The organism is Streptomyces sp. NPDC058457 (assembly GCF_042720695.1).
Taxonomy (GTDB): Bacteria; Actinomycetota; Actinomycetes; order Streptomycetales; family Streptomycetaceae; genus Streptomyces.
The window spans coordinates 1-13,348 of sequence record NZ_JBHXLU010000130.1; the positions used below are offsets into that span (position 1 = coordinate 1).

Annotated in this window: 12 protein-coding genes and 1 pseudogene; 10 read left to right on the forward strand and 3 right to left on the reverse strand. The window is 67.3% G+C overall.

The features are described from left to right. Window positions 1-291 precede the first annotated feature (291 nt). Both ACFWPS_RS50105 and ACFWPS_RS50110 read right to left on the reverse strand, forming a co-directional pair. Window positions 292-1,287 (reverse strand): enoyl-CoA hydratase/isomerase family protein, encoded by a 996-nt coding sequence (locus tag ACFWPS_RS50105; protein WP_383720153.1) that lies wholly within the window; start codon window positions 1,285-1,287, stop codon window positions 292-294. Window positions 1,288-1,425: 138 nt separating this feature from the next. Continuing rightward, entirely contained in the window at window positions 1,426-2,586 is a 1,161-nt protein-coding gene (locus ACFWPS_RS50110; protein WP_383720082.1) for an iron-containing alcohol dehydrogenase, read from the reverse strand. Between the two features lie 126 nt (window positions 2,587-2,712). Here ACFWPS_RS50110 and ACFWPS_RS50115 point away from each other — a divergent pair, with 126 nt between their 5' ends. The 7 genes from ACFWPS_RS50115 (at window position 2,713) to ACFWPS_RS50145 (ending at window position 11,169) form a co-directional block, all read left to right on the forward strand. Continuing rightward, a complete protein-coding gene (locus ACFWPS_RS50115; protein ID WP_383720085.1) occupies window positions 2,713-3,687 on the forward strand; it encodes a LysR family transcriptional regulator in 975 nt (324 codons plus the stop codon). A 654-nt stretch (window positions 3,688-4,341) separates the two neighbouring features. Further along, window positions 4,342-4,644, forward strand: a complete 303-nt coding sequence (locus ACFWPS_RS50120) for a hypothetical protein (RefSeq protein WP_383720088.1) — start codon at window positions 4,342-4,344, stop codon at window positions 4,642-4,644. 4 nt (window positions 4,645-4,648) lie between these two features. After that, complete coding sequence (locus tag ACFWPS_RS50125; RefSeq protein ID WP_383720090.1) at window positions 4,649-6,292, forward strand: transporter; 1,644 nt, start codon at window positions 4,649-4,651, stop codon at window positions 6,290-6,292. Between the two features lie 352 nt (window positions 6,293-6,644). Further along, complete coding sequence (locus tag ACFWPS_RS50130; protein ID WP_383720093.1) at window positions 6,645-7,556, forward strand: alpha/beta hydrolase; 912 nt, start codon at window positions 6,645-6,647, stop codon at window positions 7,554-7,556. A 233-nt stretch (window positions 7,557-7,789) separates the two neighbouring features. Next, window positions 7,790-9,682, forward strand: a complete 1,893-nt coding sequence (locus ACFWPS_RS50135) for an AMP-binding protein (RefSeq protein ID WP_383720096.1) — start codon at window positions 7,790-7,792, stop codon at window positions 9,680-9,682. A gap of 264 nt (window positions 9,683-9,946) precedes the next feature. Beyond that, window positions 9,947-10,090: a hypothetical protein gene (locus tag ACFWPS_RS50140; protein ID WP_383720098.1), complete on the forward strand. Its 144-nt coding sequence runs from the start codon at window positions 9,947-9,949 to the stop codon at window positions 10,088-10,090. An 11-nt stretch (window positions 10,091-10,101) separates the two neighbouring features. Next, window positions 10,102-11,169, forward strand: a complete 1,068-nt coding sequence (locus tag ACFWPS_RS50145; RefSeq protein ID WP_383720100.1) for an alkene reductase — start codon at window positions 10,102-10,104, stop codon at window positions 11,167-11,169. A 127-nt stretch (window positions 11,170-11,296) separates the two neighbouring features. Here the strand turns inward: ACFWPS_RS50145 and ACFWPS_RS50150 are convergent. Beyond that, a pseudogene (locus ACFWPS_RS50150) lies at window positions 11,297-11,799 on the reverse strand (PaaI family thioesterase). Window positions 11,800-11,895: 96 nt separating this feature from the next. Between ACFWPS_RS50150 and ACFWPS_RS50155 the strand changes: the two are divergent. The 3 genes from ACFWPS_RS50155 to ACFWPS_RS50165 all read left to right on the forward strand — a co-directional run bounded on the left by ACFWPS_RS50155 (window position 11,896) and on the right by ACFWPS_RS50165 (window position 13,327). Continuing rightward, window positions 11,896-12,363: a winged helix-turn-helix transcriptional regulator gene (locus ACFWPS_RS50155; RefSeq protein ID WP_383720103.1), complete on the forward strand. Its 468-nt coding sequence runs from the start codon at window positions 11,896-11,898 to the stop codon at window positions 12,361-12,363. A gap of 110 nt (window positions 12,364-12,473) precedes the next feature. Beyond that, complete coding sequence (locus ACFWPS_RS50160) at window positions 12,474-12,749, forward strand: hypothetical protein (protein WP_383720105.1); 276 nt, start codon at window positions 12,474-12,476, stop codon at window positions 12,747-12,749. A gap of 5 nt (window positions 12,750-12,754) precedes the next feature. Then, entirely contained in the window at window positions 12,755-13,327 is a 573-nt protein-coding gene (locus ACFWPS_RS50165; RefSeq protein ID WP_383720107.1) for a hypothetical protein, read from the forward strand. The last annotated feature ends 21 nt before the right edge of the window (window positions 13,328-13,348 follow it).

Sequence of the window (13,348 nt, forward strand, 5' to 3'; positions counted from 1 at the left end):
CGTCAGTGCAGGCCGACGTCGCCCTCACAGGTACCCCACCAGCCCAACGAGTTGCGGGCAGAAGGCTCGCGGGTCTCGACGCCGATGGCAGACACGGCACCGGACAGCGGCGCCGACAGGACACGACCGTGCTCGACGGGACCGCACTCAACGAGGCCGGCGCAGCGGCCGTGTACCGACGGTCATGCCGGACATGGCCGTGCGTACCGCTCCCGAGCGTCCGCTCGCGGTACACCTCAGCCTGGCCAGTTCTCACTCGTGCCTGACCGCAGATGGCCAGGCCGACGGCGTTCATTCGCTGCGCGCCGCGCGTTGCCAAGTGGGACTGTGATCCTTGTCGACCAGAGCCGCGCGTACACCTTCAAGGAAGTCCGGCGTGCGGATGGTCGTGCGCGTGAGGGCGAGTTCGGCGCCGAGGCACTCCCGCAGGGTGTGCTGCCTGCCTCCGGTCAGCAAGGCGTGAGTGATCTCCAGACTCTGCGGAGAGGCTGCCTTCAAGGCAGCCAGCGTGGTCGCCGCCCAGGGGGTGCCGAGGAGAAGCAGACGTCTCTCGATCTCGCAGAGGGTCGGCGCCCCGAACGCCCAGTCCACGTCCCCGCGTACTTCTGCCAGCCTGCTCTCCATCACCGGGGAACGACCCGCAAGGCGGTTCAGCACGACGTCCACCGGGTCGCCGGGATTGTCGGCCAAGGCCGCCACGACCGCGTCGAGCCCCGCCGCCGGGATGAAGTGCGTGGCCAGCCCCACGTACAGGGCGTCGGCCGCGTCGAGCCGACGCCCGGTCAGTCCCAGGTACATGCCGATCGCACCGGGCAGTCTCGGCAGAAAATAGCTGGCACCGACATCCGGAAAGAACCCGATCCCGGTCTCGGGCATCGCGAGCACCGCGCGCTCGGTGACCACACGGAATGCGCCGTGGACGGACAGCCCGAGGCCACCGCCCATGCACAGGCCGTCGATGAGCGACACAACCGGGACGGGATACTCGGCGATCCTGGCGTCGAGCCGGTACTCGGAGACGAAGAACCGTTCACTGGCCTCAGCATGACCTGAGAGGCTGTGCTCGCGGATGGTGCGGATGTCTCCGCCGGCACAGAACGCCTTCATATTGGTGCTGGCGAGCACCACCGCGGTCAACGGCGTCTGCTCCCATGCGGCCAGCGCACGGTCGATGGCAGCGACCATGCCCGTGGTGAGGGCGTTGAGGGACTTGGGGCGGTTCAGCAGGATCCGGCCGACGCCTCGGTGGACGTCGGCGAGGACCTCGCTCGTAGCGGTATCAGTCATGGGTCGGCATTTCGTACTCGGCGCGGATCTGGCTGTCGTTCGGCCGGAGGCAGCAGCGGATGTGGCCGTCGACGGCGCGGCTAGGCCGGTCACCTGGCTGCGGACGAGGTCAGGACCATCCGGATTTCTCGCTCGTCGTCACGCGTAGATCTGCGCGTAGAGATCCTCGATCTCGTCCGCGGTGGGCACGACAGGGTTGTTGGCGGGCGATCCTGACGCGAGCGCCTGCTCGGCCATGACGGGCGCCAGGCGGAACCACTCGTCCTTGCCAATGCCGTGTGTTTGAGGGGTAGGCACCTCAAGGTCCTGACACAGGGTGCGGAGCGCTGCCACAAGCTTCTCGGCGGCCAAGGCGTCGCCGTCGCCGTCAGTGGCGGCTCCGAACGCGCGGGCGCAATCGGCGTACCGGCTCTCTGCGGCACGCACGGAGAACGCCGTCACCGCAGGGAAGAGCATCGCGTTCGACAGGCCGTGGGCAACATGGAAGTGAGCGCCGATCGGGCGGCTCATGCCGTGCACGAGCGCGACGCTGGAGTTGGAGAAGGCGATACCGGCCTGGGTGGCGGCGAGCATCATCGCCTCGCGAGCCTCGATGTCTTCTCCGTCGGCGTAGAGGCGGCGGAGGTGGCGGCCGATCGTGCTGATCGCGTTCAGCGCGAGGCCGTCCGAGAACGGATTGGCCTTACGGCTCACATACGCCTCGACGGCATGAGTAAGCGCGTCGACGCCGGTGTCGGCGGTCAACCGGGGCGGCATCGACAAGGTCAACTCGAAATCGACGACGGCGGCGACCGGCAGGAACGCGGGCCCCGAGCAGAGCATCTTCTCGTCCGTGGCACTGTCGGTGATGATCGTGAACTGGGTGGCTTCCGAACCGCTCCCAGCGGTCGTCGGTACCGCGATCACGGGAAGCGCCGGACCGGGATTGGCGTGCGGTGCCTTGTAGTCCCGCATCTTACCGCCCTGGACGGCCAGCAGGCCGAGGGCCTTGGCGGTGTCCATCGGGCTGCCGCCGCCGAACCCGATCACCGAGTCCGCCTCGTGGTCCCGCAATACGGCCAGGCCCGCACCCAGCGAGTCGGTCGTCGGATCGGGGACGGTACCCGCGAACAAGCGCGGCTGCAGTCCGGCGTCTGTCAGCGCGGCCATCAGCCGATCCGCCGCACCGGTTCCGGTGAGAAACGCGTCCGTCACCAGCAAGGGTCGGCTCAGGCCCAGCCCTGTGATGACATCACCCAACTCCCCGACGGCACCACGGCCGATGCGCAGAATCCGGGGGAGGGAAAGGCTGGCAACCATGGGAGCCCCTTCAGCGAGAACGGCGGACATGTCGCGTCCGCTGATCTGACTGTGTGGCCCGCACTGTGTGCAATCAACCACCAACGATGCACACCCGCTGTGCGGAAATGCAGATAGCGTGGTTCCGTGCGTACCCACTCCCCGGACGGGAGCCCCACCCCGCAGCCGGTGGAGTCCCCTCGCTCCCTCGATCCGCGCAGACTTCGCGCGGACGATCTGCGCTACCTGCTCGCCGTGTCCCGTACCGGACGTCTGGTGACAGCCGCCGACGCACTCGGTGTCGATCACACCACTGTGTCACGCCGTATCGCCGCTCTGGAGAAGAGCATCGGTCAGCGCCTCATCGAGCGCGGCGCGGAGGGATGGACGCTGACGGACGTGGGAAGAGCAGTCTCGGAGAACGCGCGCGCGATCGAGGAGGCCCTCAACCGCGTCGTCGACACCGTGACGGGCCAGGACTCGCCGTCCCTGCACGGCACCGTACGGGTCAGCGCGCCCGACGGCTTCGGCACCGTCTTCGCCACGCCGGCCCTTGCGCGGGTACGCCGGCGGCACCCGCAGCTCCAGGTCGAACTCATCACCGCGACACGTCAGCTCGCCCTGCGCCCGTCCGGCTTCGATCTCGCTCTCGTCATCGGCGTTCCGTCGAGCAGGCGCCTGGTGACCGATCACCTCACCGACTACACGTTGGGGCTCTACGCCTCCGACGACTACCTCACCCAGCACGGCAGACCGGAGACAGCAGCCCAGTTGCAGGAGCACGCGCTCATCTTCTACATCGAGTCGATGCTGCAGGTCGGCGATCTCGACATCGAACGCCACCTTCCTGGTATGACCCCGGCGTTCTCCTCGACGAACGTCTTCGCCCAGCTCGAAGCCACTCAGCAGGGTGCCGGTATAGGTCTCCTGCCGGCCTTTCTGGCCCAGCGGACTCGGCTGCGCCGACTGCTCCCCGACGAGGTCGACATCCGGCTCCCCATCACCCTGGCCGTCCGCCGTGAGGCCGTGACCCATCCTGCCGTACGCGCCCTTTGGACCGCACTACGCCACGAGGTCGCCGAACGGGCCAGCGAACTGATCCCGGAACGACCGGCGCCGTGAACGCCTCCCGGTCCCGCTTCGCAGCGTCTTGTCCGTTCAGCACCCTGCTGAAGGCGTAGCCGGCGGGGCCAAGTTGGGCATTCGGCACGCTCGGATCCGTTTCGTCGGTCAGGTCATCGGCACCGCATCGGTGTGCCGTCCATGGAGTCGATGTACGACGTTCTCTCCGGGACGACTCACCGAGATCCCACTGTCGCAGTGACATACCGCACACATCTCACAGGCTGTTGACAGGTCGTCACAGAGTCCGTGATCCTCCTGATCACAACATGGCGCATCACGGCAACAGCGGCTTGTGAGTTCGCGCGCTATCACGAAGCCCAGTCGCGGCTTCGCGGTCTGCGCCCAGTCTTCCGTCCGCATTCATTCGCCAGGCACCCGACACAGCACCCTGTGCATCAGGTAGCCGCAGATGCGCACCGCACCGTCTGTGCTGCGTGCCGTGCTTCCGCTTGGGCGTCCACACCTCTCCGCCCTTGCCCACCATCTTCGATTTCGGCGCCGCCCGGATCCCGCCCGGCGCCGGAACGCTGCGCTCTGTGCCGCTCCCCGTCCTCACTGCCCGGAGGTCCCGTGCACCCGTATGTCCCCCCGCCGTCCCCTGGTACCCCACCAGCACCACGCCCCACGTTCGATGCCGCGCCACTGCAAGGCATGCACAGCCTCCGTGAAAGCACGCACCGTGCGCAGCGCGTCTTCCTTCTCGTCAACGCGGTTCCCTTCGCAGTCGGAAGCGTGATGTCCTGTTTCACCGAAGTTCCCGCGGTGGCGCTCTACGGCAAGCTCACGCTGGGCCTTGTCTGGGGAGCACTGCAAGGAGCGCTCTTCGTCACCACCGCCTGGTGGTACGAATTTCGAAGTACGCGGTCGTCCGACCCCATCGAACAGTCCTTCACGTCCGGCGCCATCCATGCCGGGGCGTCGGTCACAGCCACCGCCAACCGGTCCGGGTGGTGAAGCAGTGACCCTGGACATCCTGAGCGCCGGCACGGTCGGCCTCGTCGGCTCGGATGCAAGACGCCCTGTGATCATCGCTTTCCTGATCTTCATCGGGGTGTCCCTGCTGTGGCTCTTCACGCTGGCCACAGCGGAAGAGGAAACCCCGGAAAGGCTGTACATAGCCGACCGGTCCCTCTCTCCGGTCTTCAACGGACTCGCCATGGCGGGCGAGCAGATCTCGGTTGTCACCCTGCTGACGGTCTCCGGGAGCGTCGCCCTCTTCGGTTACGACGGGGTCACCTTCGCCCTCGACGGACTGGTCATGCTCGGTGTGTTGCTGCTCCTCGGGCAGAAGATCCGCAACAGCGGTCGCTACACCCTCGGCGACCTCTTCTCCTTGCGGGCATCGGGTTCCGGGCCACGAATCGCGGCGACAGCCGTGACGCTGGCCATCACCATCCCCCTCCTCGTGATCCAACTGCGCGCGGCCGGCGCCAGCGCCGCGCTCCTGATCGGCATGTCGACCGACGGCGCCCAGGTGGTGTGCACGGTGCTGATGGGCTGCCTCGTCGCATGCTTCGCCGCCGTGGCGGGTCTGCGAGGCAACAGTTTCATGCACGCCGCCAAAGTACCGATCACTCTGGTGACTCTTGGGGTGCTCACGGTGCTGGCCCTCAGGAAATTCGAGTGGGATCCCGGCGCCATGCTCTCGGCCGCGGTGGACAAGAGCATGGCGCCGGACAAGTATCTGCGTCCGGGCTTCTGGCCATATACGGCACGTCTCGGGTCGCTCAACACATTCGGCAATCACATTGTCTTCATCCTCGGTACGGCTGTGATGCCTCACCTCCTCCTGCGGATCGGCGCATCCCGTACCGGGCACTCGGCGCGACGATCCATGAGTATCGCCACGGGACTGCAGGGAATCCTGATCCTGCTCCTGGTCGCCACAGGCTTCGCGTCAGCGGCCGTGGCGGGCGCCGCCGGCATCGGCGCGGTCGACGCCACCGGGCAGTCGTCATCGATCCTGCTGGCCTCGGCCGTACTCCGTGATGGCTCGACAGGACGCGTCGCGCTCATCACCCTCATGGCATGCGTCGTCTTCCTCACCGTGTTCACGACCGTGACCAGTGTGACGTTCGCGGCCGCCGTCTCCTTCGCTCGCGACGTCTTCGCGCAGAGCAAGCGCGGCCGGACCGACACCGACGTGGTACGGGCACTGCGCGTCGCCGCCGTCATCCTGTGCGGACTGTGTCTGTCACTGGCCGCCGCCATCCACCGGTATCCGACTGATTTCCTGGTCGCTTTCTCGATAAGCGTTGCGGCTTCATGTATTTTTCCCGCATTGATCTACTCGTTCTTCTGGCGCCGGTTCAACCGAAGGGGACTGCTGTGGTCCGTCTACGGAGGACTGCTTCTCTGCATCACCCTCACAGTCTTCTCACCCATCGTCTCGGGAACCGAGTTCGCACTGTGGCCGGAGGCGAGTTTCGACTGGTATCCGTTCCAGACCCCCGGCCTGTTTTCCGTACCCTCCGCGTTCGCCCTCGGCTGGCTCGGCAGCATCACGTCACCCGAAGTCTCCGAAGCCGATTTCCACCGCGTTCAATTCAGGATTCTGACGGGAAGGGAAATCGCACCCCAGGCTGCCGATTCGCGACGGTAGGCCGCCGGCTCGGCGATCGTCATGCGAGCGCGCCGACGCTGTAACACCCTCGCCCTCCGCCTCTTCCCGCCCGTGGCCACGCCCCTCGGCAGCACCCCCTGACGCGGGATCGCCGGCAGTCCGTCGAACGGCTCCCACGCCTCCTGGATCGTCCCGGCTCCCGGCCCGCCAGGGCGGGACGGATATCCACGGGCGGTCCCACCTGAGGGGCATCGGCATACGCACTCGCGGCAGTGATCCTCAACCCATCTGAGTTTACTTTCATATACTCAGCAAGTAGCGTCATGACCAGCACACCAATCCGGCTGCACGCGAGAAGGGTGCGTGACAGCTACCCGTAAGGAGCATCACCATGGCCGCAAGCCCAGAGGCACAGCAGTTCGCGGAGTTCCTCGCAAGCGTCAGCGCGAAGTCCGCGACCCCCGGCCTCGACCTGGCCGTCATCCGCGACATCGTCGACTCCAACCACAAGGCCTCCACCGAACCCGAAGGCGTCACCTACGCCGAAGTCGACGCCGGCGGCGTACCCGCCCTGTGGGCCATCCCCCACAACGCCCACCCCGACCGGGCACTGCTCCACTTCCACTTCGGCGGATCCGTCACCGCCTCCATGCACTCCGACCGCAAGGCCGCTGGCCACATCGCCAAGGCGGCCCGCGCCCGCTCCCTCGTTGTCGACTTCCGCCTCGCCCCCGAACACCCCCACCCCGCCCAGCTCGACGACGCCGAGACCGCCTACCGCTGGCTCATCGCCCAGGGCTACGAGCCCAAGAACATCGGCAGCACCGGCCACTCCATCGGCGGCACGCTCGCCGTCATGCTCCCCCTGCGCCTCCTCGCCAACGGCGAACCCACCCCCGGCGCCGTCGTCAGCGTCTCCCCCTGGACCGACCTCACCATCCAGTACCCGTCGGTCGACGAGAACGAAGACAACGACAAGATGCTCAGCCGCACCACCCTCGAACTCTTCCGAGGCGCCTGGCTCCAGGACCCCGCAGTCGACTACGCCGACCCCCGGATCAGTCTCGTCAACGCCGACCTGACAGGCCTGCCGCCCACCCTCGTCTACTACGGCGAACACGAGACCCTCGCCGACGACGGCGCCGAACTCGGCCGCCGCCTCGCCGACCACAAGATCACCTCCGAGGTCCACTCCATCCCCGAAGGACAGCACTCCTTCGTACTCGGCGCAGGCCGCGTACCCGAAGTCGACCAAGCCATCCAGCACATGGGCCAGTGGCTCCGCAATCACCTCGGCACCTGACCAGGAGAACCGCCTGTTGACTCAGCGCTTCGGCCAACCCGGCCGCGGCTCTGTCCGACAGCTGCCGACCGGCTCCCCGGCATCTCCGCGAGGCGGAAGCCCGGTGGCCGGTCCTTGCTGTCCCGCTTCACCCTGCCGGTGACACGCGATATGCGTGTCCCACCCACTGTGTACGCCGCCGCCGTAGTCCGGCCTCGCAGCGGCAGAACCCCGAAGCCACAAAGGAGTGCGCGATGGGAACGTACGAGGATGTCTTCCGCGCCAGCACCGAAGACCCAGAGGGCTTCTGGCTGAAGGCGGCCGAGGGCATCGACTGGGATGTCACCCCGCAACGCGCCCTGGACTCCTCGGGCGCACCCTTCTACCGCTGGTTCCCCGACGGTCGGCTGAACGTCTGCTTCAACGCTCTCGACCGACATGTCGAAGCCGGCCGGGGCGAACAGCCCGCGCTCGTCTACGACTCACCCGTGACCGACACCCGCCGTACGTACACGTACACCCAGCTGAGGGACGAGGTGGCGGCCTTCGCCGGAGCGCTCGCCCAGCTCGGCGTCGAACGCGGCGATCGGGTGGTGATCTACATGCCCATGGTCCCCGAGGCCGCCGTCGCGATGCTGGCCTGCGCCCGTATCGGCGCGGTCCACTCGGTCGTCTTCGGTGGGTTCGCCCCGCACGAACTCGCCCTTCGCATCGATGACGCGGCCCCCAAGGTGATCGTCTCCGCATCATGCGGCATCGAGGGCAAGCGCGTCATCGCCTACAAGCCCCTGCTCGACCGGGCGATTGAGCTCGCCGTCCACAAGCCGGAAAAGAGCGTGATCCTGCAACGCCCGCAGGAACGCGCCGAGTTGGGGCCCGACGATCTCGACTGGGCGGATCTGGTCGCTGCCGCGCCGCCGGCCGGATGCGTTTCCGTCCCGGCCACCGATCCCCTCTACATCCTCTACACCTCCGGAACGACCGGAAAGCCCAAGGGAGTCATGCGGGACTGCGGTGGCTACGCGGTCGCCCTCAACTGGTCGATGGGAGCCGTCTACGACGTGGGCTCGGGCGAGACGATGTTCACCGGTTCCGACGTCGGCTGGGTTGTCGGGCACTCTTACATCGTCTACGCGCCCCTGCTGGTCGGTGCCACGACGGTCCTGTACGAAGGCAAGCCGGTCGGCACCCCGGACGCGGGCCAGTTCTGGCGCGTCGCCGCCGAGCACCGGGTCAAGACCATGTTCACGGCACCCACCGCCTTCCGGGCCATCCGCAAGGAGGACCCGAGGGGAACGCTCACCGCGGGTTACGACCTGACCGGTCTGCGCCACCTCTTCCTCGCGGGCGAGCGCCTGGACCCCGAGACCTATCACTGGGCAAGCGACCTCCTGGGCATCCCGGTGATCGATCACTGGTGGCAGACCGAGACCGGCTGGCCCATCGTCGCCAACCCCGTGGGCATCGAGGCCGCTCCGCTCAAGCCCGGATCCCCCACTCGCCCGCTGCCGGGGTGGGACGTCCGTGTGCTCGATCCTTCGGGCAAGCCGGTACCCGCAGGCGTCGACGGGGCGATCGTCGTCCGGCTCCCGCTGCCGCCCGGAGCCCTCCCCACGCTCTGGCAGGACGACGACCGCTACGTGGCCTCGTACCTCTCGGCCTACGCCGGCTACTACCTCACCGGCGACAGCGGCCACATCGATGACGACGGGTACGTCTTCGTCATGGGCCGGACCGACGACGTCATCAACGTCGCCGGGCACCGGCTGTCCACCGGCAGCATGGAGGAAGCCTTGGCCGCCCACCCCGACGTCGCCGAATGCGCGGTCATCGGCGTCGCCGACGCCCTGAAAGGGCAGGTGCCGCGGGGCTTCGTGGTCCTGAAGGCCGGTGCCGATCGCGAGCCGAGCGAGGTCGAGGCCGAACTCGTACAGCTCGTACGCGAGCGCATCGGTGCCGTCGCTTCCCTCAAGGACGTCGTGGTCGTGGCCGCCCTGCCCAAGACCCGTTCGGGAAAGATCCTGCGCAAGACGATGCGCGGCATCGCGGACGGGCGCGACGAACCCATCCCGTCCACAGTGGACGATCCCGGCGTCATCGAGACCCTGCGGCCTGTTCTACGCCGTCACCCCGGCCCCACCCCTTGAACCACCGACCCACGTCCTGGTCGACGGCGGACCCGTCGTCGACCAGGTTCACAAGGTGCAGACCGCCGATGAACCTCAGTGCAGCAGCGCCGAGCGCATGCTGCGCAGAGCGACACCTTCGCGAGTAGTCCCACGCTGACCGCCGCGACGCCTGGGAGCTCGATCGCGAACGCCGGGCGGTAGAGGCACAGGCAGGTCCGGCGGACAGCCGGCTCCCCTCTTGCAACCATTCCGTGCGACCCATGATATTATGAACGTAATTCCATGGATCATGCCGAAGCAGTTCAATCGGCGGGGGTCATGGCGAGTGCGCAATCGGGCTGGGAGCAGGAAAGCCCGCACCGCGCGGTCGATCAGACCTATACGGCGTCCGCCCTGCCTCTCAGTGATCCACCACTCATCATCTGAGGAATCACCCCATGCTCAACGCCCTGTGGAACCCCACCGCCGCCGGAGAGATCTCCCTGCCGCACCGGCTCGCCATGGCTCCCCTGACCCGCAGCCGGGCCACCCTCGACGGCACACCGACCGAGCTGAACGCCGAGTACTACGCCCAGCGCGCCTCGCACGCTCTCATCATCACCGAGGGCACCCAGCCCTCCGCCGACGGCCAGGGCTACCCGGTCACCCCGGGCATCTACACCGACGAGCACATCGCGGGCTGGCGCAAGGTCACCGACGCCGTCCACGGAGCCGACGGGCGCATCGTCATCCAGCTGATGCACGCCGGGCGGATCTCCCACCCGGACAACACGCCGCACCACCGGCAGCCGGTGGCTCCTTCCGCGATCAAGCCGGCGGGGCAGACGTTCACCGTTTCCGGACTCCAGGAGATGCCGGTACCGCGCGAGCTGTCGACCGCCGAGGTCGCCTCGACCGTCGACGACTTCCGGCACGCCGCCGCTGCCGCAATCGCGGCCGGCGCCGACGGCGTCGAGATCCACGGGGCCAACGGCTACCTGGTCAACCAGTTCCTCTTCCCCAGCGCCAACCAGCGCACCGACCAGTACGGCGGCTCCCTCGACAACCGCATCCGCTTCGCGGTGGAAGTCGCCACGGCGGTGGCCGAGGAGATCGGCGCCAGCCGGACAGGCATCCGGATCTCCCCCGGCAACCCCTTCCAGCTCAACGACCTCGTGGAGAACGACCCCCACGAGCTCTACCCACACCTCCTGCGCGCCCTCGCTCCCCTCAACCTCGCCTACCTGCACGTCGGCCACGGTGGCGATGAGGAACTCCTCTTCACCCTGCGCAAGCTGTGGCCGACCACGCTGATCCTCAACCGGGCGGGTGCGGACATCGCCACCCGTACCAAGGACATCGAAGAAGGCCTGGCCGACGTCATCACCGTCGGCACCATGGCTCTCGCCAACCCCGACCTCGTCGAGCGCGTACGTTCTGGCGCGCCCCTGAACACCCCGGATCCCGCCACCTTCTACGGCGGTGGCGCGGTCGGCTACACCGACTACCCCACTCACACGGCCTGACGAAGGGCCCGGCGCCGAGGGAACCATGGACCTTCGGCGCCGGGCCTACGCAGAGGACGAGTCCGGCCTCACCGCACTGAAGTCATCCACCGCCGGTCACCAACGACCGGTCACCGACCTCCGAACCTCACTTCTGCAATGGGCGCACCGGCAAGAGCATGCAGCAACTGGTGGCATGGGCGAGCAGTCGGTCTTTCGCGTCGACCAACTGCGCCTGGGCTAGGGCTGTTTGACGTCCCTTGCTGACCGCCGTACCGATGGCCCGCACCATGCCCGTGTCCACGGTGATTCGCCGCAAGAACTTCACCGTCAGGTCCAGTGAGGTGTACACGCCACGCCTTGCGGGAGGATCGACTGGACGGCGCAGCCCGCCGCCGAATCCAGCAGCGTGGCGAAGACGCCGCCGTGCACGCTGCCGATCGGGTTGCAGTGCTCCTCACCCGGTGTCAGGGAGAAGACCGCCCTTCCGGGCTCGACGTCATCAAGGGTGAAGTCGATGGTGTAGTTGATGGGTGGCCCTGGCAGTTGTCCCGCCTGCAGCTCCCGCAGGAAGTCAATGCCAGCCATGCGTCCGGCGGCTTCCGCCAGAATCGCGGGATCTTCCCACTGACACGTACGCGTCCGCCCCACGGCCGAGCACCTTCCTGTCTGATCTGACTTTTACAAATGAAGTTAGCTGGAGCAACCTGACTTTTAATTACGAAGTCAGCCGTTTACCATGGCGACATGGAGTGGCTTGAAGCGAGCACGGAGAACTGCCCTGCTCAGCGCGCGCTCGACGTGCTCGGGGAGAAATGGACGCTGCTGATCCTGCATAACGCCGCAAACGGGGTCCGCCGCTTCGGCGACTTCCAGCGCCACATCGGCTTGTCGGAAGCCGTCCTGAGCGATCGTCTGCGGAAGCTGACCTCTGCCGGCATCCTGGAGACCGCCCCCTACCAGGAGCCGGGCAGCCGCTCCCGCAACGAGTACCGCCTGACCCATAAGGGCTGGGATCTGTGGCCCATCCTGATGGCGCTGACCCAGTGGGGCGAGCAGCACGCCCGGGGCCCCGAGGGTCCCGTGCTGGACATACGCCATACCGACTGCGACGCTCCGGTCCGCGTCGTCGTCGAGTGCTCCGTGGAACACTCCACCCTGACACCCGGCGAAGTCACCGCCCGGCTGGGGCCCGGCGCTCGCCTCCGATCATGAGCCGTCGATCACCGGCCCGTACGGTCCCAGTGTGCGACATCCCGCGGGTTCCCCTGAGCCCCGCTGAGTGCCCGGCCCCGTGGCCAGGGAGTTCTTCCTCGTAGCTGGCGGTGGATCTCTGCCAGCTCCTCCCGGGCCTTCTTCGCCTTCGCCGCCATGCGCTTGCAGAACATCGTGGCCAGGTCGTCCCGGGCATCCCGCTCAGCGAGGAGGAACGGGCAGCGGTCGACGACGGCCAGGCGGCCCTCGACCAGCTCGCCGACGTCCCCACGCCCGCCGGCCCCACACCCCGTGAGATCGGCGCCCCCGCCAACGCGACGCTACTGCCGATCCTGGACGTCACCACCCAGACCACGGATCCCGGACAATGTGGAATGCGACGATGACGGGCATGACGCATGGTTACAACGGCAGTCAGGTCCTCTTCCGGCAGGCCAAAGCACGCGCACTCGCCGCTCGTCGGTTCGCGAGAGAAGCAGATCAGGAGCAGGCGGAAGGCCGTTCCGGAATCGAACGCAGGCAGCGCGAGAAGGATGCCGTGATCGCAACGCTGGTCCTGGCCCAGGGAGCTGGCGAGGCCTACGTCAACTGGGTCTTTCTCCAAGCCGGCGTCACGCCAAGCGGCACATGGATCGACCGATGGGGCGGGCTTCGCAACGCTGCCCGTGAGCTCGGACGCGATGACAAGTTCGGCCTTCCAGGTGACCACCGGAAGTTCTTCAACGAGCTTGACGCGTGGCGCAACTACCTCCTTCACGGAGACGAGAAGGCCAGGAAGTCGCTTCACCAAGCCCTCGATGCGCAGGGCAGGACAGATCTAACGAACGAGACTGACCTCCTTGACAGCGCCTACGCGGCCTCGGTGATGGACAGGGCCGAGGCCGCCTTCCGATGGGCCGAGCAGCAGACCGGTATCCAAGCCCCCTTCCTCGACGGCGCTTGGGTCGCGTTCGACGAGTGCTGAGTTGACAAGACAGATTCCACA